Origin of the sequence: Psychrobacter sp. TWP2-1-2 (assembly GCF_049896785.1) — a bacterium.
GTDB lineage: Bacteria > Pseudomonadota > Gammaproteobacteria > Pseudomonadales > Moraxellaceae > Psychrobacter.
Map to the genome: position 1 here is coordinate 1 of NZ_JAFCVA010000002.1, position 26610 is coordinate 26610.

At 42.7% G+C, this 26610-nt stretch carries 28 protein-coding genes; 12 read left to right on the forward strand and 16 right to left on the reverse strand.

Features of this window, described 5'->3' with window-relative positions; all coding sequences use genetic code 11:
* Positions 1–983, forward strand: a 983-nt coding sequence (locus ACP7AE_RS01910) for a hypothetical protein (protein WP_426241174.1), incomplete at its 5' end; no start/stop codon positions are given.
* 95 nt (positions 984–1078) lie between these two features.
* Here the strand turns inward: ACP7AE_RS01910 and ACP7AE_RS01915 are convergent.
* Both ACP7AE_RS01915 and ACP7AE_RS01920 read right to left on the reverse strand, forming a co-directional pair.
* A complete protein-coding gene (locus ACP7AE_RS01915; RefSeq protein WP_372860117.1) occupies positions 1079–1327 on the reverse strand; it encodes a DUF503 family protein in 249 nt (82 codons plus the stop codon).
* 81 nt (positions 1328–1408) lie between these two features.
* Positions 1409–2266, reverse strand: a complete 858-nt coding sequence (locus tag ACP7AE_RS01920; protein ID WP_426241175.1) for a M48 family metallopeptidase — start codon at positions 2264–2266, stop codon at positions 1409–1411.
* Positions 2267–2789: 523 nt separating this feature from the next.
* On the opposite strand from ACP7AE_RS01920, the gene ACP7AE_RS01925 reads away from it, so the two are divergent.
* The 3 genes from ACP7AE_RS01925 (at position 2790) to gorA (ending at position 5619) form a co-directional block, all read left to right on the forward strand.
* Positions 2790–3578, forward strand: coding sequence for a threonine/serine ThrE exporter family protein (locus ACP7AE_RS01925; RefSeq protein WP_045444295.1), 789 nt, complete (start codon positions 2790–2792; stop codon positions 3576–3578).
* A 1-nt stretch (position 3579) separates the two neighbouring features.
* Positions 3580–4032 carry a threonine/serine exporter family protein gene (locus tag ACP7AE_RS01930; protein WP_055124673.1) on the forward strand — a complete coding sequence of 151 codons (453 nt, stop codon included), beginning with the start codon at positions 3580–3582 and terminating at the stop codon, positions 4030–4032.
* Positions 4033–4263: 231 nt separating this feature from the next.
* Complete coding sequence (gene gorA, locus ACP7AE_RS01935) at positions 4264–5619, forward strand: glutathione-disulfide reductase (protein ID WP_426241176.1); 1356 nt, start codon at positions 4264–4266, stop codon at positions 5617–5619.
* A gap of 118 nt (positions 5620–5737) precedes the next feature.
* Here the strand turns inward: gorA and ACP7AE_RS01940 are convergent, their stop codons facing one another.
* Both ACP7AE_RS01940 and ACP7AE_RS01945 read right to left on the reverse strand, forming a co-directional pair.
* Positions 5738–6205 (reverse strand): DUF4870 domain-containing protein, encoded by a 468-nt coding sequence (locus tag ACP7AE_RS01940; protein ID WP_404643176.1) that lies wholly within the window; start codon positions 6203–6205, stop codon positions 5738–5740.
* 48 nt (positions 6206–6253) lie between these two features.
* On the reverse strand, positions 6254–6622 hold the full coding sequence (locus tag ACP7AE_RS01945) for a hypothetical protein (RefSeq protein WP_201540452.1): 369 nt from the start codon (positions 6620–6622) through the stop codon (positions 6254–6256).
* 211 nt (positions 6623–6833) lie between these two features.
* On the opposite strand from ACP7AE_RS01945, the gene ACP7AE_RS01950 reads away from it, so the two are divergent.
* The gene (locus ACP7AE_RS01950; RefSeq protein WP_238048556.1) at positions 6834–7031 is read left to right on the forward strand and encodes a hypothetical protein; all 198 of its coding nucleotides are present in this window, start codon (positions 6834–6836) and stop codon (positions 7029–7031) included.
* Positions 7032–7061: 30 nt separating this feature from the next.
* On the opposite strand, the gene ACP7AE_RS01955 is transcribed toward ACP7AE_RS01950, so the two are convergent.
* Both ACP7AE_RS01955 and ACP7AE_RS01960 read right to left on the reverse strand, forming a co-directional pair.
* On the reverse strand, positions 7062–7673 hold the full coding sequence (locus ACP7AE_RS01955) for a GNAT family N-acetyltransferase (RefSeq protein WP_426241177.1): 612 nt from the start codon (positions 7671–7673) through the stop codon (positions 7062–7064).
* 90 nt (positions 7674–7763) lie between these two features.
* Entirely contained in the window at positions 7764–9416 is a 1653-nt protein-coding gene (locus ACP7AE_RS01960) for an FAD-dependent oxidoreductase (RefSeq protein WP_426241178.1), read from the reverse strand.
* 267 nt (positions 9417–9683) lie between these two features.
* Between ACP7AE_RS01960 and truD the strand changes: the two genes are divergently transcribed.
* Positions 9684–10940, forward strand: a complete 1257-nt coding sequence (gene truD, locus ACP7AE_RS01965) for a tRNA pseudouridine(13) synthase TruD (protein WP_426241179.1) — start codon at positions 9684–9686, stop codon at positions 10938–10940.
* A 32-nt stretch (positions 10941–10972) separates the two neighbouring features.
* Here the strand turns inward: truD and ACP7AE_RS01970 are convergent, their stop codons facing one another.
* The gene (locus ACP7AE_RS01970) at positions 10973–12430 is read right to left on the reverse strand and encodes a diguanylate cyclase (protein WP_426241180.1); all 1458 of its coding nucleotides are present in this window, start codon (positions 12428–12430) and stop codon (positions 10973–10975) included.
* Positions 12431–12792: 362 nt separating this feature from the next.
* Positions 12793–13674, reverse strand: a complete 882-nt coding sequence (locus tag ACP7AE_RS01975; protein WP_426241181.1) for a PHP domain-containing protein — start codon at positions 13672–13674, stop codon at positions 12793–12795.
* Positions 13675–13888: 214 nt separating this feature from the next.
* Between ACP7AE_RS01975 and ispZ the strand changes: the two genes are divergently transcribed.
* The 4 genes from ispZ to mnmD all read left to right on the forward strand — a co-directional run bounded on the left by ispZ (position 13889) and on the right by mnmD (position 17561).
* Positions 13889–14440 carry a septation protein IspZ gene (gene ispZ, locus ACP7AE_RS01980; protein WP_045444273.1) on the forward strand — a complete coding sequence of 184 codons (552 nt, stop codon included), beginning with the start codon at positions 13889–13891 and terminating at the stop codon, positions 14438–14440.
* A gap of 138 nt (positions 14441–14578) precedes the next feature.
* Positions 14579–14908: a YciI family protein gene (locus ACP7AE_RS01985; RefSeq protein WP_109589571.1), complete on the forward strand. Its 330-nt coding sequence runs from the start codon at positions 14579–14581 to the stop codon at positions 14906–14908.
* Positions 14909–14970: 62 nt separating this feature from the next.
* Entirely contained in the window at positions 14971–15345 is a 375-nt protein-coding gene (locus ACP7AE_RS01990; protein WP_426241182.1) for a hypothetical protein, read from the forward strand.
* Positions 15346–15389: 44 nt separating this feature from the next.
* Positions 15390–17561, forward strand: coding sequence for a tRNA (5-methylaminomethyl-2-thiouridine)(34)-methyltransferase MnmD (gene mnmD, locus ACP7AE_RS01995; RefSeq protein ID WP_426241183.1), 2172 nt, complete (start codon positions 15390–15392; stop codon positions 17559–17561).
* Positions 17562–17578: 17 nt separating this feature from the next.
* Here the strand turns inward: mnmD and yiaA are convergent, their stop codons facing one another.
* A complete protein-coding gene (gene yiaA, locus ACP7AE_RS02000) occupies positions 17579–18136 on the reverse strand; it encodes an inner membrane protein YiaA (protein ID WP_055124683.1) in 558 nt (185 codons plus the stop codon).
* A 195-nt stretch (positions 18137–18331) separates the two neighbouring features.
* Between yiaA and ACP7AE_RS02005 the strand changes: the two genes are divergently transcribed.
* Complete coding sequence (locus ACP7AE_RS02005; RefSeq protein ID WP_426241184.1) at positions 18332–18964, forward strand: hypothetical protein; 633 nt, start codon at positions 18332–18334, stop codon at positions 18962–18964.
* Between the two features lie 135 nt (positions 18965–19099).
* The gene (locus ACP7AE_RS02010) at positions 19100–19723 is read left to right on the forward strand and encodes a hypothetical protein (RefSeq protein WP_426241185.1); all 624 of its coding nucleotides are present in this window, start codon (positions 19100–19102) and stop codon (positions 19721–19723) included.
* Positions 19724–19842: 119 nt separating this feature from the next.
* Here the strand turns inward: ACP7AE_RS02010 and ACP7AE_RS02015 are convergent, their stop codons facing one another.
* The 7 genes from ACP7AE_RS02015 to ffh all read right to left on the reverse strand — a co-directional run bounded on the left by ACP7AE_RS02015 (position 19843) and on the right by ffh (position 26280).
* A complete protein-coding gene (locus ACP7AE_RS02015) occupies positions 19843–20517 on the reverse strand; it encodes a DUF4112 domain-containing protein (RefSeq protein WP_426241186.1) in 675 nt (224 codons plus the stop codon).
* The gene (ubiA, locus tag ACP7AE_RS02020; RefSeq protein WP_426241187.1) at positions 20510–21427 is read right to left on the reverse strand and encodes a 4-hydroxybenzoate octaprenyltransferase; all 918 of its coding nucleotides are present in this window, start codon (positions 21425–21427) and stop codon (positions 20510–20512) included. Before ubiA ends, ACP7AE_RS02015 begins: the two co-directional genes overlap by 8 nt.
* A gap of 107 nt (positions 21428–21534) precedes the next feature.
* Entirely contained in the window at positions 21535–21777 is a 243-nt protein-coding gene (locus ACP7AE_RS02025; RefSeq protein ID WP_045444258.1) for a hypothetical protein, read from the reverse strand.
* Positions 21778–21935: 158 nt separating this feature from the next.
* Positions 21936–22856 (reverse strand): class I SAM-dependent methyltransferase, encoded by a 921-nt coding sequence (locus tag ACP7AE_RS02030; RefSeq protein ID WP_426241188.1) that lies wholly within the window; start codon positions 22854–22856, stop codon positions 21936–21938.
* 46 nt (positions 22857–22902) lie between these two features.
* Positions 22903–23745 (reverse strand): undecaprenyl-diphosphate phosphatase, encoded by an 843-nt coding sequence (locus ACP7AE_RS02035; RefSeq protein WP_109589588.1) that lies wholly within the window; start codon positions 23743–23745, stop codon positions 22903–22905.
* A gap of 96 nt (positions 23746–23841) precedes the next feature.
* Positions 23842–24525 carry a tRNA (adenosine(37)-N6)-threonylcarbamoyltransferase complex dimerization subunit type 1 TsaB gene (gene tsaB, locus ACP7AE_RS02040; protein WP_426241354.1) on the reverse strand — a complete coding sequence of 228 codons (684 nt, stop codon included), beginning with the start codon at positions 24523–24525 and terminating at the stop codon, positions 23842–23844.
* Between the two features lie 204 nt (positions 24526–24729).
* On the reverse strand, positions 24730–26280 hold the full coding sequence (ffh, locus tag ACP7AE_RS02045; protein ID WP_426241189.1) for a signal recognition particle protein: 1551 nt from the start codon (positions 26278–26280) through the stop codon (positions 24730–24732).
* Between the last annotated feature and the right edge of the window lie 330 nt (positions 26281–26610).

Consider the following 26610-nt stretch of genomic DNA (forward strand, 5'->3'; position numbering starts at 1 on the left):
TTATATCACTACAACCACGAGCGCCCGAATATGGGCAATGGCGGTTTTACGCCAATGCAGAAACTAAACCACGCAGCTTAATTCTATTTGATAAGTGTCTTATGGTTGGGATGATTACCATTACAAATATTGATATAGATAGTGAAAAATTCGAAAAAACTCTTAACCAAGATTTGATAAATGAACAAGATCTTGAGAATGATAGAGAAAAAGAAATCTTAATTACTGAACATCATAGTCTAAATGCAGGAGAGAATTTCGACAAGAGGCTTTTTGAAAGTAGTCTAAAGCAGATTGGTAGAGAAAATTTAACTAACTTAAGCTTTTACTGCAACACTCTTAAGCAAAATGGTGAGATTGCATTATCGATTCATTTAGAAGGCTTGGTAAAAGACTATATAAGAAGAAAAGTCTCTGAGAGCTCCGACTACTGGCATAAAGAGAAGTGGTACTTTTTTGGTATAGAGTCATACGATATATTTTATGATTATCTGGTTCAGGTAGTCAAAGATAGAAAATTAGAAATAAAGCAGAGAAATGATATAAATTTAATTTGTGAAGCTTTTAAACGCTTTTATCAAAGTGGCTATAATAGTGAAGAGTTATATGAAGCTATGAGAGATATTCAAGAAGATGACTTGAAAGCAGTCCTTTGGCAACCTATTGATAACGAAAGAGACAGAAAACAGTATATCCGTAAAATACTACAGCATCCTGTCTTTAGGTTTAGAAAAATAGTGCAGATTATATTTACTAATGAAACTATACTAAGTGATAGAACTTGGATATTAGTAGATATTAACTATCGGAAAAACATACTTTTCAGTCCTTTTCAACCTTCTATATTACTCCTTAAGAGTGAGGAATTGAGAGGTTGGATAATAAAGTTATTACGAGAAAGAATTGTTGAGAAGCCTAGTACTAAAGCTGCTATTGAAAACTGGTTAGAATATTCAAACAACCTGAAAAACCTAAATTCTTAAGTCTACGAATATAGATTTTATTCAATCAAAAACCTGCTTACCAACTCATGGATTAGAAGAAAAGTGGGATTAGCTACCTACAAAAACGCTCTCAATTAAATAAACTCTCTTTCAACATTCATTATCCGCGCATCTACAATGCGTTCTATCTTCTCTTCCATTTGGCTACATTGAGATTCAACCTCACGTTTAGATAGCCCGACTATTACAAACGTCCACTCGCCGGCATCATGACGATCACGCTCGCCACTCTCACAGACCGCAACGCTTGGCGTATTGCCAAAGCCTGTAGGTTGAATCGGGCGCAGCTCGCGACATCCAAAATCACAAAGTAAGATAAAAATCAAATCAGCCAATTTTCAAAATTTTTCTGCAAGAAAAAAGGTAAGTCAAAAGACTTACCTTTCTTGATAACATTTACTGAATTATTTACGTTTAATGGTTCTACTAGTAGTTACTCCAGTCGTTGCCCCACTAGTTGCGTTAGCAGGTGCTTTAGCAGCCGCTTGATAAACTGGCGTAACCTCAGGTAAGAGTGCCTGAATTTTAGCGATACGCTGCCCAGAGTTTGGATGCGTAGACATTAAAGTAGCTATGGTGTTGCTACGACCATTGGCAGCCTCCATTTTTTGCCATACTGCAACGGCAGCTTCTGGATTGTAGCCTGCCTGCGCCATTAAGCGTAAACCACCCGCATCGGCTTGTGACTCTTGACTACGAGAAAATGGCTTATCAAGTCCGTAGTCACTAATCAAACCCAACGCATCATCACTTAACCCTGTTCTTGACTGTAGTTCGGCACCACCTAACTGCAGCGCTAAGCCTGTCAGAATTTTTTGCCCAGCATCTTTTTTACTGTGCTCAGATAACGCATGGGTCATTTCATGTCCCATGATCGCAGCGATCTCTGCATCTGTTAACTGTAACTTTTCTACAATACCGGTATAAAAAGCCATCTTACCACCCGGCATTGCCCAAGCGTTTAATTCAGGTGAACGTATAACCGTGACCTGCCAATCAAAAGGGACCCCTGTTGTATTAGCGCGAACGGCGTAGGGCTTCATACGATTAAAGACGTTTTTAACTCGAATGGCGGTAGCAGAAGTATTATCTACCGCGCCTTGACTACTGGCTTTAGAGACCACTTGAGAGTAACTTTTAGCCGCATCAGTATTTAATGTAGCCGTATCGTACCCTGCCATATCGGCGACCGTAGTACACCCTGCTAAAGTAGTGATAGTAGTCAGTAATAGAGCATTCTTTATGTTATTAAAAGTGGTCATTAGACGTCCTGGTTGAGAGATGCAATTGAGTTAAATAGCTGAGCTAAAGGCAATGAATTGATAGGCTTAACATTCCACTATCGAAATTCATATCTTGCCACACATTAATTGAGAGCGACATATAATTGATAACGTAACTAAAATTCAATTAATATGTAATTATCATGTAAGTAATGTGTCTAAATTATCGAGGAAGAGATTATCACTATAGAAAACAAAAGTCTATTAATTTTATAATCTATTATTTGTTTGATATCACAAGCCCCAGCCAACCTCCATTTGACGCCTACAACTTTATTCCTTTAATTAGAATCGCTGCTCAGAGAGCATCCTGCAATAGATCCCACCTAAATAAATGCTCGTATCACATTTATCACTCGCGCAGCTACCGTACGTTCTATTTTCTCTTTGCCAAAAAGTTTATAATTTATCGTAGCATCAAACATAATGTCCAATAATGTCTGCGCGTCAGCTCCCAGACCCTTTATAATAGCGTATCAATACCAACCTGCGTATCTCACCCATGACCTCTATCAGTTACGTAAAGCAGCAACGCATTACTCGACTATGCGTGCGCTGCGGCTTACTCCTCATGCAGTATGGCGCTGAGTCTGCCGTAGTCGTGGACTTGTCTAAACGTTTAGGGCTTGCTTTGGGGATGAACAGCGTCGAATGTTCACTGAATTTTAACGCCATCACCCTGACGACCATCTGTGACGAGCGCTGTATCACCACCACCAGAGACACGATCAATCAGAGCATCAATGTCAATTTATTGGTACAAATCCAGCAAATTATCAATAAAACTGAAGCTACCGTCGATAGTACCGATTTGATTGACCGCACGACCCTTGCCTTTGATGAGTTAGATAAGACAGTATACCCAACGTGGCTGGTGGGCATATTTGTTGGTGCGTCTTGCGCAGCGTTTGCGTATTTGAATGGGGGCAGTTGGTCGATTACCGCCGTGACATTTATTGCGGGTATGGTAGCGATGTTCACCCGTATTTATCTGTCCAAACACCACTTTAATCCTTTTATCACCGTCATTGTGACCGCTTTTATTGCTTCTTTAATTGGAGCGACGACCTACTATTTTGATATTGGTAATAATGCCGATATTGCGGTTGCCTCTAGCGTCTTGCTACTGGTGCCTAGCTTTCCTTTGATCAATTCTTTCTCAGATATCTTAAAAGGCTATGTCAATATTGGCGTTGGGCGTGCGGTATTTACCTATATGCTCACCCTATCCGCGTGCGTTGGTATCGTGATGGCGTTGGTTTTACTACGCATACAGCATTGGGGGTTTTGAGATGTGGTTCATTGAAACTGTTGTGCTTTCATGTATTATTACCCTTGGTTGGACGCTGATGTTCAGCGTACCCAAACGCTATATTCTGCCTTGTTTGCTGATGACTGCGTTTGGCTTTGGATTAAAGACTGCTCTGGTTTATCAACATGTACATATCGTGGTTGCTAGCTTTTTTGGGGCGATGCTTGCTAGCTTTTTGGGTGTCTACTTTTCTAAAAAGTATACCCTACCGCCCAAAGCACTTATCTCGCCTAGTGTCATTTGTATGATGCCTGGTATCGCCGCTTATAAGGCGATGGTTAGTATGGTACAGATTGGTTATTTTGGCTTTTCAGACGAGTTATTTAGCCAAATGATGGTGTACTTGTTCGAAGCTTTATTTGTCACCTCAGGATTGGTGCTTGGCTTATCTATTCCGGGACTGTTATTTTATAGACGACGTGCCATTGTTTAAGTAAGTTTAGATGAGTCCAGTTGGGTTTAGATAGGATGATTAGATGTCAGGCTATTTTTGCCTAAATGCTTTTATATTCTGATGCTAGCTGGCATATCCTTATAAGCAAAACCTTGTAAGATTAATAATGATACCCATCACAATAGAGTTCAAAACAACAGAATTAAAAAATAATAGACGGCAAAATTGCACCAATACGCATCAATACTTCCTGAATAAAGAGACTTAACCATGACAAAACATTATGACTATATCGCCATTGGCGGCGGTAGCGGTGGCATTGCTTCCATCAACCGTGCGGCGAGCTATGGCAAAAAATGCGCCATTATCGAAGCCAACCAGTTGGGCGGCACTTGTGTGAATTTGGGCTGTGTACCTAAGAAAGTGATGTGGTACGGCGCGCAAATTGCCGAGGCTATTCATAAATATGCACCAGACTATGGCTTTGATGTGGATGTTAAAGGTTTTGACTTTCAAAAACTGGTGCAGAGCCGTCAACAATATATCGAAAATATTCATCGCTCTTATGACAATAACTTGGCCAAAAATGGCGTAGAAGTGATCAAAGGCTTTGCCAAATTTGTCGATACCAATACGGTAGAAGTAAATGGTGAGCTGATTACCGCTGACCATATTTTGATTGCCACCGGCGGTCACCCGATTCAGCCAGATATCAAAGGCGCAGAATACGGCATCGACTCTGATGGCTTTTTTGCGTTGAATCATTTGCCAAAACGCGTGGCGATTGTGGGAGCTGGATATATCGCTGTTGAAATCGCAGGCGTGTTAAACAGTTTGGGCGCTGAGGTGCATTTATACGTACGCCAACACTCACCGCTACGCTCCTTTGACCACAGTGTAGTAGAGGCATTGCTGATAGAGATGGAGCAAGACGGTATTCAATTGCATACCAATACCACGCTCACGGAAGTCAATAAAAACGAAGATGGTAGCCTGACTTTGTGTACCGAAAATGGCAGCCTAGACACGACAGATTGCTTGATTTGGGCGATTGGTCGTGCGCCATCGACAGACAATATCAACCTGCAAGTGACGGGTGTGGAAACGAACGAAATTGGCAAAATCAAAGTCGATAAGTTCCAAAATACCAATGTTAAGAACATCTATGCAGTAGGCGATATCATCGAAAACAGTGTTGATTTGACGCCAGTAGCGATTGCCGCCGGTCGCCGTTTATCCGAGCGCTTGTTTAACAACAAACCTAATGAGCATTTGGACTATACGTTGATACCAACGGTTATCTTTACCCATCCTGCTATTGGTACGATTGGCTTGTCTGAAATCGACGCGGTTGAGCGCTATGGCAAGGACAATATCAAATGCTATAACTCAACATTTACCTCTATGTATAGCGCGGTGACCCAGCATCGTCAGAAATGTATGATGAAACTGGTGTGCTTGGGCGATGAGGAAAAAGTCATTGGTCTACACGGTCTTGGCTTTGGTGTCGATGAGATGATTCAGGGCTTTGCCGTCGCCATCAAAATGGGAGCGACTAAAGCGGACTTTGACAATACGGTTGCCATTCATCCAACTGGCTCAGAAGAGTTTGTGACAATGCGTTAGTTTGATTAGGTAGTATTAATAGAAAGCCTACTCTATAAAACAACCCCATAAGTGTTAAGCAACTTATGGGGTTGTTTTATATCAGTATACTTTTTTAACGTTCACCACTAAATTGATGTTACTTGATCAGACGAATATTAAAAGGCACTCTAAAATCTTTACCAGAAGAGCACTTGATTGCTCCCATTACGCAAAACACTAAGTGCGAGAAGCCAAATAATACCAGCGCTAGCATTGGAATCATCGCTAAAGGCGCAAATATAAAGGCTAGAATAAAGCCAAGTATCATTGCCACAATCCATAAGCCAATATAGCCGATAACGAAAGTGATCGACCAGTTCAGCGCCTCTTTAGCTTGTGTTTGCACATAAGCATCATCTTTTTTGACTAGCATAATAATGAGTGGTGGAATAAATCCAAAGAACAAACAGCCTAACCAGTTTAGGAGAGCTATGTTTGTAGAGTCCTGCTTGGTACTAGCAGCTTGCATATCTGTTCTATGGCTGCTTGCTTGAACATTATTAATATCGTTATTGCTAGCGTCTTTATTGATATTTACGTGGGGTTGTTGCGTACTATTAGGCATATCTGGATATATTCCTTTATAAAATTATTTAAATATTAAGTTTTGGTTCTAATTGCCTAATACCCATTCATCGTTCACTTGATAAACTTTGAAATTGGTCTTGTTAGTGCGGCTCTCCCCCGCGATTGTCTGAGTGATATCAGCGGTACACATATAAGTATTGTCGCCCTCGACAGTGTCACAGTTGATATTCTCGACGCGTTCAAGCTTTGGCATCATACCCTCCATCATGCCGCTCATCGCCTTTGCCATCTCATCATTGCCTGCGTTCGCCATCGCATCGTCCATCATACTATTCGCTTGCTCGTATTGTGCCTCGATTAACGCTTCAACTGTGCTTTCAGAAGGTGCATTAGAGCATGCGACAAATAGCGGTGTTAGTAATGCTATGACTGCCAGTTTTTTCAGATTAATCATCTCAATCTCAATGTATCTATAATGTTACTTCACTATACAGAATTACTTCTAAATACCCAACTTAATTTTAGAATACAAGTTTAGATTTATGATGAATAGCTTTTATAATTTAATGAGATGAAGAAATTAACGTGCGGGGCATACTGACAGTACCTTCACGATACTGCTATGATGTGGTATTCAAAACCGTTGCGAGATAACTGTGTGGCAGGTGTACTTTTTTATATTACCGATTGGTCTGGGAATTATGACCTTGGCAGCAAGTTTGTTATTTTTGTTTGCTTATCTGATGTCTGATGATAATGCCACGCGCTTGCCCGCTTTTAACTGGTTCAAGCGCTTAATTATCGTGGCATTTATACTGCTAAGTGTTGGGCTGTTTATGACCTTTGGTCATTTTTGGGGTTAATAAAATCAGCCTTTAAACATTCAATATTCTTTAATGAACCATTTTTTCTAACTCCAATAATTCTAAATCTTCACGCTTTGGCTCACCATTATTGCCGTCATTTGGAAATGGCATTTTATTACCATTTAGCTCATAACCTCGGCGCTGATAGTAAGCCAACAGCTCAGGACGATGACTCAAAATGGACATGGTCAAACGCGCAGTATTTTTAGCTGCTGCTTGCCCATCTGACTGTAGATGACGAGTAGCAAAGGTTTCTGCCGCTTGCAAAATCACATTGCCAACGCCATGCCCCTGCAGCTCTGGATCTACCGCAAACATACCGATGTAGGCTTTGTTATTTGAGTCAGCATCGGTTTTGATATCGACAGCGATACAACCAAGTATCTCACCCGTTTCCTCTCCATCACGGTCGCCCGTTGTCGTTTTTGGATAGACAAAGTAATAGTGATTAGGGTCATTAATCACGGCAGCGAGCTCGGCTGACGTGGTTCGAATACCGCCAATTAAATCCGCCTCATTGGTCCAACCTGCGGTCTCGCGATAACAGCGATTTAATAATTGCTCAAGTGCACTAATATCATCGGCTTGCGCTTGTCGTAAAAACACAGACTCTCTATCCAAGTAGTTTTTATCATTCATATTATAATTTTTCCTTTCCTTGTTTGTATTAAAAAAACTGACCCAAATCGATAGGTCAGCCTTAATAGTAATATGTATCCATCTTGAGTGCTAGGGCGATAAAGCCTGTGCTTGATCGATAATATTAAATCCTGCCTTAAGCTGTGCACGCGTTGGCGCATGACCACGGCGGAGCAGCTCAGAAAAGGCAACCAATTCTTTATCACGCCCTAAAGTGCTAGCCGCACTAGCACGTGTGTCTTCCCCATCACCATCAAAGTAGTATTCGATATAATCTAATGTATCTGGCGAACCAAATAAGATATTATGATCGGGTGTCGCCGCATGTCCACTATAGCGTAGGCTTTTACCATATTGCATCGTCCAAAAGAAAGGGATGCGCGCGGCGAGCGAGCTGACACTATCATCATTTAATATCGCAGCCGCAGTCACTAAGCCATGTTGCAAGGCCACGCGCCAATGTTCAATGCGCATGCGCCCCATTTGCCCAGAAGCTTTTGCAATATCACCCAATGCATAAACCCCATCACGCAGCTGTAAATACTCATCCACTTGCACGCCATCTGGCGCGTTTACTTCTTCGAATAGTTCTATACGTGGTGCTACGCCAGTCCCCAAAATCACAATATCTGCATCAACTTGCTCACCATTCGCCAGCGTGACACCGCCCACTTGTGAAAAGGTTTGGTTTTCTTCTTCATTCTCAGACTGATTAACAACCCTTTTGACCTCAGCGATTTCATTGACCGTGGCATCAAAAACAAACTGAATGCCTTTTTCTTTATGCAGCTTGATCAGCGCATTACTGACGGTTTCGGAGACAATATTTCCCATGACGCGATGGTCTTGTCCGATGACCGTAATAGAAGCCGTCGTGCCTGCTTGTGCCAATGCGGAAGCGACTTCCATACCGATAAAGCCTGTACCAACAATCACCACACGCTGATCGTGACTGGCCGCTTTTATCAATTTGGCATCATCCATACTGCGTAGCGTATAAACGCCATCAAGCTCAGCCCCTTTAAAAGGCGGTATCTTTGGCTCAGCGCCTGTTGCAACCACTAAAAAATCAGCGGTTTGTCTGTCACTATGACCATTTTTATCTTTAATGATAATGGTACGTTCATTGGGCGATACTTCGCTGACAGTTTGATTCAAGCGCAAATTAATATCGTATTTGCTCGCCCAATCTGCGCCGCCTAGTAGAAGCTTCTCTTCAGGCATATTGCCCGCTAAAAACGCTTTGGACAATAATGAACGGTTATAAGGAGCTTTATCATCAGCACTAATCAAGGTGATTTTGCCGCCATAGCCAGTGTTACGAAGCTGATGCGCTGTCATAAAACCTGCTGCGCCGCCGCCCACGATGAGCGTATGCGTATCGATCAGCTTATCATTTGCAATCTTTTTGTCTATCTTCGCTGAAGTATTTACCGTCAAGCTGTCGCCATTATCGGTCACTTCATATTGAGTCAATCCTGCTATCGCTACTGGCTCTAACAGCGTGCCATCACGGCTATCAAAAGTCGCATGATGCCAAGGACAGACCACGCGATTGCCACAACGTAAGCCTGTGCCTAAATCTGCGCCTGCGTGCGGGCATTTGCCATCGAACGCCTGAAATTCATCGTCGTCGCGGGTAATCAAAATGATACTATCATCATCTTGCTTGTAAGATTTCATTCCGCCACTGGCAATATCAGCCTTATTAATAGTTACTGTATCAATCGTTGCATTGGTCATAAGTCTTCCTTAACAGTTATAATGGTTCCCTGAATCAAACGTGTTGAAAATAACCCTATTGCATCAGCCAGTTTCAACGAAAAATACCATTCTCGATACGTTTGTTTAAATGCTTTTTTAAAACGCTATCCATTGATAGTAACAAGACACTTTCGCACACGCTGTTTTTTTTGTATGTTTCCTGCGTTGCAAAACGTAATCGTTAACTGTTAATCCCTATGCTTACCTATTTTTTTAAATCTTATCCTCAAAATAAAAGATAACTTTATGACTTCTCGTGATGACATGACCGATATTAATGCTAGCCCTCAATCCGCTCTTGAAAACAATCAATTTGATAATGAGCAGTTTGATACGGCAAGTATCGATATTACCGTAGCGACGGATACTGCGCAGTTACCGCAGCCTCTTCAACCACCTGTGCAGCAAGCAACCTATAAAGCCCACGCAACAGACTTTATCGTTAATGAGCTATTGCCGCTCGAATTCACCGGTGAAGGTGAGCATTTATGGCTGCATATCCAAAAATTAGGGATGAATACCGCTTATCTTGCCAAACTGCTGTCAGAGTGGGCAGAGATTCCTCTGCGTGATGTTGGTTATTCAGGTCTTAAAGATCGCCATGCATTGACAACCCAGTGGTTTAGCTTGCGAATCCCAAAAAAACAACTGCCAGCTGCTGAGTTTGCACCAGTCGATATCGGAGCTGATGAATCGGTCACTATCCTCGACCAGCAATGGCACAACAAAAAGCTCAATCGCGGCACGCATCGCGCTAATCAATTCATCATTACCTTGCGTGATATCCAATTTGCTGATTTTGACACAGCATTGCCAGCACCTGAGCAATTATTGTCGGCGAAACAAGATGTCGAGCAGCATTTAGCAAGCATCGCTATAGCTGGCGTGCCCAATTATTTCGGCCCTCAGCGTTTTGGACGTAATGGCAATAATATTAGAGAAGCATTATCGCTGTTTGCGCGCCCACTACAGCAAAGTCGAGCACAACCCAAAAAGAGCAAACGCAAGCACGCGCCACGTGAGCAGAATACGATGGAGCTGTCTGCCGCACGTAGCTTAATTTTCAATGAGATATTGGCAGTACGAGTGCGTGATGGCAGCTGGAATACTGGGCTGGCAGGCGAAGTGTTTAACTTAGAGGGTTCAGGGTCAATATTTACTAGCGAAGCCATAGACGACACGTTGCGTTCACGCCTTGAGACGGGTGACATCCATCCCACTGCTGCATTATGGGGCAAGGATAATGATAAAGTCAGCGGCATGGCGGCAAATATTGAGAAAAATGTGATTCAGCAAAATCTGCTACTGGCTCGCTTAGCCGATGGCTTAGAGCAGCGCGATGTAAAAGCACAGCGCCGCGCGCTGCGCCTACCTATTGAAGCGCTGTCTTGGGAATGGCAGAATAAAGATAATGAACAGACATTGGTGCTCAGCTTTACGTTAACGACAGGTAGCTTTGCCACCAGTGTCTTGGCAAGCTTAGTAAAACAATTAATACACTAAAGCATAATTAAACCTTCGACTATGGCAGCCAGCTATGTGCCATAGAGCGCCTCAATATTATTATTTTTTGCTGCCAACATCTCGTTGGCACTCACCACTTGATCACGGCCACAGCCTTTGGCTTCATACAAAGCCTTATCTGCCATACAAATTAAGCGCTGGCAAATATCGTGAGGTAGCTGCACTGCGGGAATTTTACGATTCACGCGTTTGCTACTATACGAGGGGATTCTCTGCGGTTTAGCAAGCGACTGCGATGCATCCTTTTTATTCAGAGTTTCGCAGGCTTGTTGTATACAATTACGCTCACCATGAGTCAGTGTATATAGCCCCAAGCTGGCAGTCACACTAAAGGCTGTATCGTCATCGAGAATGATGACGTGTTTAGCGATAACGCGCCGTAATTGTTCAGCAATTATCATAGCTGTGTCGTGCTTCGTATCTGGCAATACAATCAAAAACTCCTCACCGCCATAGCGACTCACGATTGTTTCATCAGTTAAAGACTGCAAGAGCGTCTGTGCGACCTCTACCAATACTCGATCCCCGATCTCATGACCGTAACTGTCATTGACCTCTTTAAACCAATCCAAATCCAATAAAATAACGCTGATATCTTGATGGTCTTCTACTGACTTCAGCACCTGCTTCATTTGCATCATCCCGTAACGGCGACTTTTGAGTTGAGTTAGCTCATCTTGATTGGCATGCTGCAGAATTTCCTTTTTACTGTCATCTAATATTAGTAACAAAGTACGAAACATATAGATAATAAAAATAGCTTTTGGTAGCGCCATATAAATATGTGTAGAACGCCAAAAAAAAGCGGAAGATCGGCGCAATTGATCAACACTGTCCCAATTTAGCGTGCCATTTTGAAAAATAGAGGCAGAGATGGCGTTTTCGATTGTCGTAATTTCACTATAATTGATATAACTATAATAGGTATCAAGAGGAATGACCGTGAGCGTCATTTGACGCAGATTGGGTAAAGTAACGCCAAGATAAGGAATAAATGTGACAGCCAGAATGACGGCTGCGTGCCCTAAAAATGCTCTCCATACATAGCGCCGACGTATAAGCATCATCCCCAATATCGCACCGCCGACTAAAGAGACGCCCGCGACCAAGCTACTATGTCCTAGAACTAAAATAACCATTGCAATATAGGCACTATAGACCGTAATTAGTATGCCTTGCCACTTATACAAATTGCTATTGGCTTTTTTGACAGGTGAAAAACGACTGGTCATCCATAATAAAAACAAAGCTACCAGTGTCACGCCGAACCATAGTGGATACAGCAGGGCTATATCGACATAGGTGTCATAAATATCGCGGCGCCACCAAACAAATAAGCACCATAGCCAGTGTAAAGATACCTCCATCACCATAAATAAAGCCAGTAATGACGTTTTATCAGCAGCTTGCCACTCGAAAATTGCTTGAGATAGCTTGGTGTAGCCTAGATGAGATATCGATACAGCCATAGTAGGGCTACCGCAAATATTGAAAGTAATTAAGTCGACATTAAAACCATTAAATAAAAATAAAAAGCCTGAATCAACAATAATAAATGATATGACTTTTTACCTTATACCATTCCCAAAAACTTAAGTAGATAAGAATGCGAGTTTCGGTACTACATTTTGTAAACTAAATGGGAGTTAACATCGACAATTTTATTTTTGCAAATGAATACCACTTATCTAGTCTGGCAATTTCTGTCGCAGTTATCAATCTATTTAGTGCCTTCATGCGTCAATATATGACGCATGTTTTTTGGATAACCTGTCAATTTATATTGCAGCTTAATCAACATTCAAAACTGTCCTCAGCAATGAATTTTTGGCTAAGAAAACATTGCAAAAGACTGCCAAACTCCCTGCTGATCAGGGTTCATTGTCGGTACATCACCCAAACGACGCCACGGCATATTGCTACCATGAAAGTCACTACCGATCGAGGCGACAAGATTGCGCGCAGCGATACTGCGATCAACCATTCTGCGAGTACTAACCGGTTCGCTATACGACGGCAGCTCACAAGCATCGCCACCAAGACCAGCAAACTCTTCAATCAGTTTACGGACTCGTGTTGCTGAAAGCTGATAACGCGTGGGATGCGCCAACACCGCCTTGCCACCACAAGCATGGATCAGCTCAATGCCGTCAGCCATACTCAGTGCATCAATCGCCACATAAGCAGGTTTATTATCTGCCAAATACTTATCAAAGGCTTTTTGTACTGTCTTGACTTCACCGCGCTCAAACAATACTTGACCAATATGCGCACGCCCGACCGCTTGTGGATTGCCGCCTGCTTTATCAAGTACGGCTTGCCACAGCTCGTCATAGTTAATATCTAATAGCGCGCTGAGCTTTTCAGTGATTCGCTGACCACGCGTGGCACGGCTATCCTGTAATTGTTGCAGCGTTGCATGCATTTTTTCGCGATCGGTAAAATCTAACCCCAGCACATGGATGATTTTATTGGTTGATTTATTTTTGCCATAACCACCAATAAGTGTATGCTCACAGCTTATCTCGACCCCATTAATCAGTTGCATATCGCAGGCAATGGCAGCCGCACGCGCCTCATCAATTCCTGCCAGCGTATCATGATCGGTCAATGCCAATACATTGACGCCGGCCGCATGGGCGCGCTGCACTACTTCCGTTGGTGCATAAGTACCATCAGAGCAAGTGCTGTGACAATGTAAATCGAATTTCATAAGAGAAGCCTTAGCATTAAAAATTAAAAGTGTAGAAAATGAGCACATTGGCAATAATCCGTTATATTTGGCAGTTGTCATGATTATGAGTCATAATCATCAGATATTGCTACGCAGGCCTGTGATATAGCATGATTATCGTGTTGATTGCTTTTTTTTGGCGCAGTAGACGTGTAAACTACCCCATACGTTTTTGTCGGACATCCCCTTTGCTATGAAAGCTTTATTAGACTTTATTCCCTTAATTGCCTTTTTTATTGCTGCTCGCTACAGTGGTATCCTAGCGGGGGCAGGTGCGTTGCTCATCGCCACTATCATTGTTTATGCCATTCATTTTATTCGCCAAAAAGGCACGTTTGATAAACAGCAATGGGTTGTCTTACTATTAACCATTTTGTTTTGTGGTGGTACTTTATTATTGCGTGATGATATCTATCTGCGCTGGAAGTCACCTATTATCAACGGTATCTTTGCACTAACACTTCTGGTGAGTGCTGCGATTAATAAGCCACTGATGCAACTGGCGATGAAAGATGTTTTTTTGCTGACGATGAGTGGCTGGAAAAAACTCACTCTCGCTTGGGCACTATTCTTCGCCTTTATGGGCATACTGCATTATATCACAGCGTTTACGATGTCAGATGAGGCATGGATTAACTTTAAAACTTATGGCTGGATTCCGATTATGTTGGTATTCGTCATCGCCCAGTTTGCCGTATTAAAAAAGCACCTCAACCCTGCGCTCACGGATAAAACCGTCAAATAATACTCAATTTATCATTTTATAATAGAGCCAATGCTATTTCTAAATGCCAATAGTGACAATCATTAATCGCAATTAGCTCGGGCGCATTAAGCAAAACACTTTAAATCAATCATAATTTTTATTAATCGAGGAAGTCTCATGTCCTTATTTGCCATTATTGGTCATGACGTGGCCAATAGCAGCGCACAACGTCAGATTACCCGCGCTGAACATGTCGAACGCTTGCAAGCTTTAGATCATGACAATCGACTGATTATCGCTGGTCCAACACCTATCGAGCATGGCAAAGGCGAGATGTCAGGCAGCCTAATTATTGCTGACTTTGACTCTGCAGAAGCAGCGCAATCATGGGCAAACGATGAGCCTTACTTACGTGATGGCGTGTACAGTCACGTAGATATCAAACCCTTTATCCATACATTGCCAAAAGCGGATGACAGCGCATCAGTTAAAGTAGCAAAATCGTGATTCAGTGCCTATCTTTGTTAAAAAGTCGCTCTTATCAGCGTAGCATTGTTAGTATGATTTTTATGGCTACTGTTTCAGCACAGGCTGCGCCGACGGTGACGGCTATCGATGTGGCTGATCCAACACTCATGGCACCCGTGCCAGCGCAACCAATATCGACCGCTCAACCAACAAAAAACTCAGTGATGAATATCAGCGATACATTGGCGGCGCAATTACAACCATCTGATAAGGCGTTATCCGATGCCAATCAGCAGCTATTAAGCCGTAATGCACAGTTGCAGCGCGAGTTGAATGACTTGCAAACTCAAGTAAATGTTTTGGTCTACGAGAGCAAAGGTCAGCTTTTTTTATACGGTGCATTTACTGTGTTAATTAGCTTACTGGTCGGTATTTTTGTTTCTTGGTTGGTGTTTGTCCGCCGTGAACGCTGGTAACTAGTACCACGCGCTTTTTATTGATTTATCTTATGTGACTGTCTATGTCTAAATCCACGTTCGAATCAAAAGATACTGATACATCGTCGACACCCTCCAAAAACACTCAGTCACTAAGCATTCACTCATCAAGTATCACCCCTGCCAAGATTGATTGGCAGATGGATGATACGGGTAATAAAGTGCCTGTATCGGGTGAGTTTGGTGATGTTTACTTCTCAAATGCTGATGGTTTAGCGGAATCGCGTCATGTGTTTTTGGCGCACAATCAATTGCCTGAACGACTGACCAATCTTGCACCAAAGCAATGCTTTACGGTTGCTGAATTGGGCTTTGGTACTGGACTGAATTTTCTCGCTACATGGCAGCTATGGCGACAGCTGCGAGATATACACCCTCGATTAGCAACTGCAAAACTGCATTTTATTACCACTGAAAAGTTCCCGATACCTCGTACCGACCTTACCCAAATACTTGCCTTGTGGGGACAGCGCGCGCCTGAATTGACAACACTAATAGAGCTATTATTAGCGGCCTATCCGCCTCTTATCGCGGGCTGTCATCGTTTGAGCTTCTTTGATGATAATTTGACCGCTGATATATGGTTGGGTGACGCAGCTGAGAGCTTAGCCAAACTATCAAGTAACTCTTCTAGCTCGCATGCACCTTATGTTGACGCTTGGTTTTTAGATGGTTTTGCGCCCTCTTGCAATAGTACATTGTGGGCGGATAGTATTTTTGCACAAATGCAGCGTTCATCACGCCCCAATACAACTGCCGCCACCTATAGCTGTGCCGGTATCGTCAAACGTGCACTGCAAGATTGTGGCTTTCAGATTAAAAAAGTGAAAGGCTTTGGTCGTAAGAACGAAATGCTAACGGCGGTCATGCTAGATACCGTAAATTTAACTGACAATAATAATAATAATGGCAACAATAGTAAAGACATAAATAGTAAAGACATAATCTCTTACAATAATACTAGCATCGCCGCGCCCGACAACGATAGCCAATCTGCCAAACCCAATGACAACCTGCCCGCCCATAGCATTGTCATTGGCGCTGGCGTTTCAGGGCTATTAACGGCTTGGTCATTGGCCAATCGTGGTATTCAAGTGACTTTGCTAGATAAATCAGCACCGTTGGCGGGCGCATCAGGCAACCCTCGCGCCCTACTTGCCCCTAAGATGACGCCCATTCATCATGTCGATGAACATTTGCATACTATAGGCTATCTCTATAGCAGCAGGCTATATCGATGCTTAAATGTAGACGCTGAAAAATTAGGATTAGTGCCAATACTTGAACCAACGGGCGCTCTTGATCTGCTTATGAAAGCCAATATTGGCACAGAGCAAATCGCTGATTATCCCGATGAGATGGCCACCACACTATCCCATGAGCAGGCGCAAACTGTCAGCGGGTTAAAAACACAAGATTTATCAGAGAATCTATATTTACCACAGTCTGGCTTGGTCAATCCACAAGCATTAAAAGATACTATCCTAATGCATCCGCTCATCCACTTTCAGCAAGTAGACGTTAAGAGTATTAGCGAAACAGAAGAAAGTATTTGTGTCGCAGGCAGTAATCAGGATAAGCAGACGATATCCATTAGCGCTGATAATGTGGTCATTTGCGCAGCTTTTGAGAGTCATCAACTGGACAAGCGTATTTTTGATTGTCGTAAAATTCGTGGTCAGCTTTCTTGGTTTACGCCCACAACCGAACAGCTCACCATATTACCCAAAATACCGCTTAAATACAGCGGTTACTGTGCGTTATTTACCGCGCAAACAGATGATGCACAATTGAACGATGTTGTAGAACAGCAATCTCAGTTTTTATTAGGCGCAAGCTTTATACGTAATGATACCGACATAGATATCCGCACAGAAGAGCATCAGATTAGCCGCGACAAACTAGTGACTGCCATTCCTGAGATGGACTCGATTATTCCAACAGATATTAGTTTGTGGCAAGGACGGGCGGGTATTCGTACACAAACACCTGATTACCATCCTATCGTTGGCGTACTAGCAGAAAGCAAAAGAATTTGGGTAATGAGTGCCATGGGAGCTAAGGGGTATGCCATTGCACCAATATGTGCTGATGCGCTAACAGATATGATGTTAGGAACATTTGCCCCCTTATCAACAGCGATGCTTGCGCGCCTGTCGCCAAATCGTACGCGTTTACAAACACCGCTTACTTGAGATTTTTAGTCAAAGGTTTAATCACTGCCTTCCATTCTAGATTTAACCGCACCAAAAAGTGATTTTCCAGTGTCAGAGTCGCGGGACTCTTGATGACCAATTTTAGTACTACTTTGAGTATCAGTCGTAATCATTGGTGCAGTTAAAGTGCGAATCTGTGCTTCGTCACGGGTGTTTTTTTGAATGGTCACTGCAGCAAATAAACTCATGGTAAATGCCATCATATAAAAGCCTTTTTCACTTAAGCTTAAACTTCCCGCATTCATCAAACCAATAGCAATTAGCGCAATGGACAATCCAAGAGCCGCCCAGCTGATTAGATAATACATATTGGTTGTTGGGATACCTTCACTACGATCACGAAGGGTTTTTTGCAAACTAATTGCTGAATAAAGACCTAGCGCCAGCACCGCTATATAATAGCCTTTTTCATTTAATAACATACTCTGTGCATTCCATAAGCCAAGTAAATACGCTAGGACACCCACCAACATCACCGCCCAAGAAGTCCCGACATAAGCAGTAGTTGGTTTATAAGCGGCTAGCTGACTCTTCGTAATCGTGTCATTATTCATCATCTTCCTTAATTAGAAATAGGCAAACACTTAGTCGTAAAATATATAGTGGTAAGATACATAATAGCGAGATAAACAGTAGCGAGATACAACTTTTATCGACCGCTATTTTGCCTTAACATAACACAAGCATGTTATATTGTAATCTAAAAACTTTTTTTTAATAAATAGCATTTTTTATGACAGAGTCCCGACATGTCTTTTTTTACCCTACTCATTTTGCTTAGCCTAATTGTTATTGTGCCCATATTTTTTGTGATGAAAGAAAAGTCTAAGCACACACAGATTGCTTCTATACAGCGGCATCAAGAATACTTGGCTTCTGCGAATCTTGTCGCTACCCAGTCTAAAGCAGATATGGCTGTAAACAACGAGGTAAATCATGAGCGAGCTAACGGGCTCAGCATGATTAATTTTTCAGCTCGACATCCTTTTATCAAGCTACTTTATGACGAGCAAGTACCTAAGGCGTTTCGATCTGTGATGGATGATATTGGACAACAATATGAGTCTACCCATCATGAAGAAATCACTGAATCACAGCTATTTACCCTCAATAAACTCATCACCACACGTGTTCCAGAATTGATTGGCGACTACCTTAGCCTCGATAAACATTATGCCAAAACAGTCATTATTGATACCGACAAAAAAAATACCAGCTATGACATGGTATTAGATCAATTAAACTCGATTTTAGACTTTTCTCAAAAGCTCAATATCCAAAGCCAAAGTGGCGTTGTAGACAAGCTACTTGCCAACCGTCGATACTTAGATGACGTGTATAAAGAAAGCGGTATGGCAGCCGACAATCTAAAACTGAAATAATAATGCCTGTAAATAGTAAGCAAGAAATTGATAGTAATAGCAAATGACGGTCATATTTGACTTGTGAGGGATAAATAAGTCTACGTCGTTCACTATATTTAAACAAAAACTCTGCCAATGGATAGCCGTATTATCATGAAAATCGATGCTCTTACAATTGCAAAATCAAAGCCCTATTTTCAGGCAATTTCTGCTATTTTTTTAAGTCTCTCACTATTGAGTGCTTGCCAAAAAACACCAGAGCCTGAGACAGATAACGAAACAATCTCTGAAGCGGTGGTACAAACCACACCCGTGACTAGCAATATTAATGTTGATACGACCGCTGATAATGGTGATGATATCGCAAATTCTGAAGTAAGCTCAAAACAAGATGTAAGCTTAACTGAGCTAGAGAATGACCTTGGTGCAACAGACTCGGCAGCAAACAATACTGCCCTAGCACCAAATCCAGAACAAGCCATTAAAGGCGCGCAAATTACTGATGTCCGTTATAAAAATGCAGCTGGTGAATCACTCTCGGTCATTTTTGAAACCTCAGCAGCAGGCGTACTCAACGCTATCATTAGCCTACCGAACAAACCAAAAATGACACTAAGTGCACCTGAAGGTCAAGGCAATAACCCGACTTATCAATCAAGCGATGGCAGCATCCAACTGGTCAGTCATGCAGGCGGCGGCAGTATTGATTTTATTAAAAATAATAAAGTCACTAGCTTTGATGCAGTCAGTGCCGAAGCAGAAGTCATCACTGAGTAATTGATTAAAAAATACAGCTTAGAACCTTTAAAAGGTTACATAAAAGAAATCTCTTGAGCATTAAAAAGGCGGTAAATATTTATTATATTTGCCGCCTTTTTAATGCTATTAACTTTTCTCTAACCAAATCCAGTTACCTTGCCAAACAGACTGACCAGCCAACTGATTACTGCCCACAATCCCCAACCAACCACCACAATAACGATTAGTCCCAACAGATCAGGAATGTGCAAATACAGCCATGCAATGATAGGATTATGCCAAAAAGCGCCAAGACGGCTACGCTGCTTATGTTCTAGCGATTGATGCAAAAACGGCCGATCCATGTGCATGGTTTCAGTAATACCATATTCATTGTGCAGATGCTCATGCACGATGCCTAAAGTCTTACGACTGGGTCGAATAAAAATATCAAGCAGCGTGCCAATACCCGGTACGATACCAACGACCATATCAATGAGTGCCAGTCTGACAGCAGGCGTCATTTTATGCGCTGGCACACCCAGCTGACGCCCTAATACAAAAGCATAGCTGGTTAAAGCCAGTCCCGCTAAATCTCCTGCCAGCGGAATCGTCGAAAGCGCTGCATCTGCACCCATGCCTTGTTTGGTAAAAGGCACACGTACCAGCGAATCCATCGTATTAGCAAACTTAGCCAATTTACGCTCGGTGGCGATCACTTGTTCGCGTGTTAGCCCATGCTCAGCTAGCTTTGATTGATAATCGATGACAGGTGCATTGGCATCAGAAGATTTTTTCGCTTTTGACTTTGAGAGCTTTTTGAAGTTATCCATTAAAAGTCGTCCATAGACAAGCGATTGCAATGAGAGCAAAGACGTAACGCCCTACCCATATATTGGCTAAAAACGCCTGAAAACAGGCTCTTGCATTACGAGTAGCACAAGCGCTATTTTGCTTAGCAAACATCATTGCCACTAACGCCAAGCCAAATACTGGCGTCAGGCCTAAGCTTGTCGGTGCAAAGTAATGCCAAATGACCGCGCCCATGATAAGCAAAAACAATGTTTGTAGCAGCGAGATAATAATCACATCATAGCGACCAAATAATATCGCCGTTGATTTTACCCCGATTTTTAAATCATCTTCACGGTCAGCCATAGCATATTGGGTATCATAAGCCACGGTCCAACACATATAAGCAATAAACAACAACCAACACCAGATATCAGGCGCGCCTTGTATCGCCACATACGCCATCGGTATCGCCCAACCAAAAGCCGCTGCTAAAAACACTTGCGGCAAATGGGTAAAACGCTTCATAAATGGATAAATGAATGCCAATAACACTGCCCCAAGCGACCAGTAAAATACGGTTATCGGCAAAAAGAACAGCAAACTGGCACTGAGTAATACCAATACTAAAAAAGCAGCGATTGCTTCTTTAGCAGACAGACGCCCATCAGCTAATGGACGGCCTTTGGTGCGGGTCACATGACCATCGACCTTACGATCGGCAAAATCATTGATCGCGCAACCTGCCGCCCGCATAAAAATTGCGCCAAGCGCAAAAATCACCAACATCTTAAGACTTGGTAGACCTGCACTTGCACCTTGCTGTTGCGCTTGACCCATCGCCGCCAGCATTACGCCCCATAGCGTTGGCCATAATAATAGCTCAATACCTACTGGTTTATCAAAGCGCGTCAGCTGCAGGTAAGCTTGTAGTTTGTCGTTAAATGTCATGGCTTTTTATTATCATTAATAGAAGGTTTTTTTGTGCGTGTTTGCCTACTTTTTCGGCAGCTCTTATATGAAGTGCTATTACATTGAATTATTAATACATTGGCGAGCTACTGAATTTGCTGCCACAATTTGTTGGCCTCGATGAGCGACAGCTCAGGATATTGTTTACGTAAAGCTTTAATGGCAGGGATTTTGTCTTTTTGTGCGGCTTGTTGACGCAAAAATGCCACATAATCTTCAGGACGACTGAACTCTTTTAAACGGGCTTCTAGCCTTAATATTCGGGTGCGCAAAATAATGTTTATTAATAATAATCCTGCACCCATGATCCAAATAATTAACGTCGACATTCCCTGCTCCTAAATCCAATCACTCTTAATTTTGCAAATATGGAGTTGCTAACTGCGCGCTCTAAGTTCAATAGCTAAGTTCAATAACTGAGTCAAATAACTTAGTTCAACAGCTAAGTTCAATCGCTAGGCGCATTTATTATGATGAGAAACGGCTATTAAACAAAATAACCATCAAAGCGTACGGCTTCGTTATGCCAGCTCTCATTTGGTTGTTGATGCGCAAGTAACGGCGCAAATTGCGGACGCTTAACGACCACGCGCCCCTGTGTGTTTGTTTTTTGTCCCTTTTGACGGACGACTACTTGCGCACTTTGTAGCAACTGTTCTTCTTGTTCTAGCGTTGGGGGGCTAGCCAATTGGTGTAAGGCTTGCATGTGCTTGCCCACTTTAGCGCCTTTACCCGTTTTGCTATCTTGATAACTGTCTTCCGGAAACATAGGATCCAGATACACCACATCGATTACTTTCTTATCGATTTCTTTAGTGTCATCTATCGCATCCGCTGCTAGACTTGCAAAATAGCCAAGCGCATTGGTATTGATAATATGCAGACGGCTCATCAGCTTTTGCCAATTTGCTAGCCCACTCATACGCTGCTGCTCTACTAACAATAACAATGCCATTAAGGGCTGCTGCTCGAGCATAATGACCTGTGCGCCCGTACTGGCTAATATCAGACTGTCATGACCAAAGCCTGCTGTAGCATCGATAACCTGACTGTCAGATGTGATTTTGACTGCTTGTAATAATAACTCAGACTTACGCCCCGCGCTCACCACACGGCGTTGCAGCTTATCCCATTCTGGTGCAACGCTTAACCCGTCACTCAGCCATGATAGCTTATTTTTTTCATCCAATAACAAAATAGGTTGGGTAGCTGTCTGGCTTAACTGCTGGCGACGTTTTTGACTAAGCTTATCGGTAAACAGCTCAAGGTGTAAAATAATGGGCAGCTGATGTCCGATTATCAACGCTTGTATATCTGCAACCTGACTATGCTGCGACTCGCTGACATAGTATAGTTGGCAGTGCATAATGTTACTACTCTCTTTGAACCCTTGGCGTGAAGCGGTCATCTCTACTTTCCTATTCGCGGCTTATAGACTCATCCCACAATCGACTCTAGCCTGCCATTTGATAACCAAAACCCCAAGCAGCTATTAATACAATGATGCCAGTAATAATGCGTAACCACGCAAATATTTTAAAATCACGACGACTGACCCATTCTACTAGCAAACGGATACAGAGTAAGGCGACGATAAATGACACCACCGTCCCTATACCTAATACCAGCCAATCCTCGCTATTGGTCAATACATCATGATGCTTCAGCAAATCCAATAATGCCGCGCCCACGATGACTGGAATACCCAAAAAGAAAGAAAATTCAGCGGAAGCTTTACGTGAAACGCCGAGCCATAGCGCGCCGATAATTGTCGCGCCTGAGCGTGATGTTCCTGGTATCAATGCCAGACATTGCAGCAGACCAATCATCAACGCTGTTTTTAGACTGACGTCTTCTGCTTCTTGCGCAATAATCGTTTTAGGGCGATTTTCTACATAGAATATCAATAAGCCACCGATAATCAGCATAATTGCCACGACGATGGGATTAAATAAATATGATTTAATCTCATCCGCGAAGGTAAAGCCAACGATCATCACCGGAATAGTCGCCACAATCAAGCTAAGTCCAAGCTGGCGTGGATTACTCATGCCTTCAGCTTTGCCTGTCAGCAGACCCATCAGCGCTTGCCATAGTCTGTCCCAGTAATCATAAATGACCGCTAAGATAGCGCCAAGCTGCACCACTACCACAAATAAATCGACTTTTTCTTTGGTCCAAAAGCCCATCAAATCCGCTGATAAAATCAAGTAGCCAGTGCTAGAGATGGGTAAAAATTCAGTGATACCTTCAACGATACCCATGATAACAGCTTGAATTAATAAAATGATATCCACGATGGCTTTCCTAAATATGGATCTATTGGCTAATAGTGTTTTAGAGTATTTTTATATTTTATATAGCGCTGATAATGGCTGGCATTAATATGATGGCTACGCTTTACCTTGTTCTTTAAGTGTTTTCCACGCTTGATTGCGCAGATACTTTGGTAAAGCTTGCGAGGCTTCTGTGCCGCCTGTCGCCCTAAATTGAGCAATACCAAGCTGCCCTATCACAGTAGCATCAGGGTGAATATCTGCCTGAATGATCTGACCGTCGTGTAATGTTAATAACGGTGCACCATTGCCAGCAATGGGAATATTAAGCACCGTCTGGCTGTCATAATCGAGCAACTGCTCGGTATCTTCGCCATTTTCTTGATTAACCGCCTGCATAAGGTTGTCTATTAGCACATATTGCCCAAAATACACTTGCTGCATACGCGCATCAAGGGCGCTATACACTTCGGTCACACCATATTTTTGATACGCTGCTTGCGCAATCGCTTGTAAGCTTGAGACTCCGACACAAGGAATATCATGGGCGACAGACAATGCTTGTACTACTGCCGTATTAATCCGTATGCCACTAAAGGCACCAGGACCACGGTTAAATATCAAGGCTTGTAAATCAGCAAGGTTGAGCTTAGCCTCGGACAAAGCGGCGTCAATCATTGGCAGAATTTGCTGGGTTTGCTGGCGTTTACCCGTCTCCGTATGACTCGATAGCACTTGACCACTGACATCTAAAATCGCGATCGAACACTGATCAAACACGGTATCCATTGCTAAAAACATCATAACCTCGACCTATTGACTTAGCATTATAAAACAGCGCCTATCATAGCATTTAGGATAGGCAAATTTTATTAATTTATAAATTTTCATACTTAATCCATCAATATTTATGGGAACATGACAGGCATAAAAAACCCCAAAGTGACTTGCACCTTGGGGTTTTCATTAAGAATTGAATACTATAGCAATCTAAGCATCTATCAATTAAAAACGGGTTTTAAACTTTTTTGGCGCTTGATTCTGCATTTCCTGCATTTGTTTTTGCATCTCTTCGGTGCTTGGCATGTTGTTTGGATCTAGACCCATCTGCTTAGCCATTTGTTGTGGATTCACATCCTTGACGCCGCCTTGCTGACCGCCGCCACCAAATAAAGGACCGCCACCGCCGCCACCAGCACCGCCACCACCCATTAGCCCTTGCATCGATTTCATCATTTTACTGATGCCTTCAGGCTTAGAGATCATTTTCATCATTTTTGCCATTTGCTTATGTTGTTTGAGCAAACGATTGACGTCTTGAATCTCACGTCCAGAACCTGCGGCAATACGGCGCTTACGGCTTGGATTAATTTTATCGGGATTTTTGCGCTCAAATGGCGTCATCGAATTAATCAACGCTTCCATCTCACGTACTTTTTCTTCTGGCTTAGCATCTTCGACCGCTTTTTGCATATCCGAGCCGCCCATACCTGGCATCTTATCTAAGAAGCCTGCCATGCCGCCCATGCTTTTCATTTGCTGAAACTGGGTCAATAGATCCTCAAGGTCGAAATCACCGCCCTTTTGCATCTTTTTCGCCATTTTTTCGGCTTTATCACGGTCGATTTTTTGTTCAACTTCTTCGACCAAACTCAGTACGTCACCCATACCAAGAATACGCTGAGCGATACGTTCAGGATGGAAAAGCTCTAACGCGTCTAGTTTTTCACCGCGACCTAAAAACTTAATCGGTTTGCCAGTAATCGCACGTACAGAAAGTGCCGCACCGCCGCGCGCATCACCATCGGTCTTGGTTAAGATAACACCGGTTAATGGCAGCGCATCATTAAAGGCTTTGGCAGTATTTGCCGCATCCTGACCCGTCATCGCATCAACGACAAATAGCGTTTCAGAAGGATTGACCGCTGCAGTTAACGCCTTAATCTCAGCCATCATAGTCTCATCGATAGCCAGACGACCAGCGGTATCAATAATCAAAATATCTTGATATTGAATTTTAGCTTCTTCGATAGCACGCAGCGCGATGTCTATCGGGTTTTCGTCGCTACTTGAATTAACAAACTTGGCATTCACTTGACCTGCCACTTGCTCAAGCTGAGCAATCGCCGCTGGACGATAGACGTCAGCGGATACTAGCATCACCTTTTTCTTATGACGCTCTTGTAAAAACTTTGCCAATTTACCGGCCGTGGTGGTTTTACCTGCCCCTTGCAAACCAGCCAGTAAATAAACAACTGGTGGCTTACCCGTCATCTCAAGCTGCTGATTGGCACTGCCCATCATTTCGGTCAGCTCGTCATGGACGATTTTGACAAAGGCTTGCCCCGGTGCCAATTCTTTCAGCACTTCCGCGCCAAGCGCTTGCTCTTTGACGCGCTTTACAAAGTCACGGGTGACGGGTAGCGCGACGTCGGCTTCTAGTAGCGCCATACGCACTTCACGCAGGGTATCTTTGATGTTGTCTTCGGTCAACTGCCCAGTTCCTGCGATATTACGCAGGCTCGACGATAAGCGTTCTGTTAAGGTATCAAACATAAATAACTCTCAGTTAAAATAATTCTTGGTGAAAACAATATTTACTTAAAATAATGCTTACTTAAAACAATACTTAGCTAAAACTGGCTTCAGCTTAAATGGCGGATAAATATTATTAGGGAATACTGTAAAGTATTTAATCGTATCTTCATAAAAACAATGATAAAAAACAGTCTATTATCAACACTATAGCACCAAGAAGACGCCAAAATTATAATGATTTTGCAAATACAGCATTACCAAAGCTTGGCGCGACACTTTATGACTTATAGACAATCACTTTATAAGCTAGGCATATGAGCGCTTATTCAAGCAAACTTGGCCAAGCAT

Bases quoted from the DNA above. Each gene is read 5' to 3' on its own strand.
- ACP7AE_RS01920 (WP_426241175.1), bottom strand. From the start codon at position 2,266: ATGACCACTTTTAATAACATAAAGAATGCTCTATTACTGACTACTATC.
- ACP7AE_RS01925 (WP_045444295.1), top strand. From the start codon at position 2,790: ATGACCTCTATCAGTTACGTAAAGCAGCAACGCATTACTCGACTATGC.
- ACP7AE_RS01930 (WP_055124673.1), top strand. From the start codon at position 3,580: ATGTGGTTCATTGAAACTGTTGTGCTTTCATGTATTATTACCCTTGGT.
- gorA (WP_426241176.1), top strand. From the start codon at position 4,264: ATGACAAAACATTATGACTATATCGCCATTGGCGGCGGTAGCGGTGGC.
- ACP7AE_RS01940 (WP_404643176.1), bottom strand. From the start codon at position 6,205: ATGCCTAATAGTACGCAACAACCCCACGTAAATATCAATAAAGACGCT.
- ACP7AE_RS01945 (WP_201540452.1), bottom strand. From the start codon at position 6,622: ATGATTAATCTGAAAAAACTGGCAGTCATAGCATTACTAACACCGCTA.
- ACP7AE_RS01955 (WP_426241177.1), bottom strand. From the start codon at position 7,673: ATGAATGATAAAAACTACTTGGATAGAGAGTCTGTGTTTTTACGACAA.
- ACP7AE_RS01960 (WP_426241178.1), bottom strand. From the start codon at position 9,416: ATGACCAATGCAACGATTGATACAGTAACTATTAATAAGGCTGATATT.
- truD (WP_426241179.1), top strand. From the start codon at position 9,684: ATGACTTCTCGTGATGACATGACCGATATTAATGCTAGCCCTCAATCC.
- ACP7AE_RS01970 (WP_426241180.1), bottom strand. From the start codon at position 12,430: ATGGCTGTATCGATATCTCATCTAGGCTACACCAAGCTATCTCAAGCA.
- ACP7AE_RS01975 (WP_426241181.1), bottom strand. From the start codon at position 13,674: ATGAAATTCGATTTACATTGTCACAGCACTTGCTCTGATGGTACTTAT.
- ispZ (WP_045444273.1), top strand. From the start codon at position 13,889: ATGAAAGCTTTATTAGACTTTATTCCCTTAATTGCCTTTTTTATTGCT.
- ACP7AE_RS01985 (WP_109589571.1), top strand. From the start codon at position 14,579: ATGTCCTTATTTGCCATTATTGGTCATGACGTGGCCAATAGCAGCGCA.
- ACP7AE_RS01990 (WP_426241182.1), top strand. From the start codon at position 14,971: ATGGCTACTGTTTCAGCACAGGCTGCGCCGACGGTGACGGCTATCGAT.
- mnmD (WP_426241183.1), top strand. From the start codon at position 15,390: ATGTCTAAATCCACGTTCGAATCAAAAGATACTGATACATCGTCGACA.
- yiaA (WP_055124683.1), bottom strand. From the start codon at position 18,136: ATGAATAATGACACGATTACGAAGAGTCAGCTAGCCGCTTATAAACCA.
- ACP7AE_RS02005 (WP_426241184.1), top strand. From the start codon at position 18,332: ATGTCTTTTTTTACCCTACTCATTTTGCTTAGCCTAATTGTTATTGTG.
- ACP7AE_RS02010 (WP_426241185.1), top strand. From the start codon at position 19,100: ATGAAAATCGATGCTCTTACAATTGCAAAATCAAAGCCCTATTTTCAG.
- ACP7AE_RS02015 (WP_426241186.1), bottom strand. From the start codon at position 20,517: ATGGATAACTTCAAAAAGCTCTCAAAGTCAAAAGCGAAAAAATCTTCT.
- ubiA (WP_426241187.1), bottom strand. From the start codon at position 21,427: ATGACATTTAACGACAAACTACAAGCTTACCTGCAGCTGACGCGCTTT.
- ACP7AE_RS02025 (WP_045444258.1), bottom strand. From the start codon at position 21,777: ATGTCGACGTTAATTATTTGGATCATGGGTGCAGGATTATTATTAATA.
- ACP7AE_RS02030 (WP_426241188.1), bottom strand. From the start codon at position 22,856: ATGACCGCTTCACGCCAAGGGTTCAAAGAGAGTAGTAACATTATGCAC.
- tsaB (WP_426241354.1), bottom strand. From the start codon at position 24,525: ATGTTTTTAGCAATGGATACCGTGTTTGATCAGTGTTCGATCGCGATT.
- ffh (WP_426241189.1), bottom strand. From the start codon at position 26,280: ATGTTTGATACCTTAACAGAACGCTTATCGTCGAGCCTGCGTAATATC.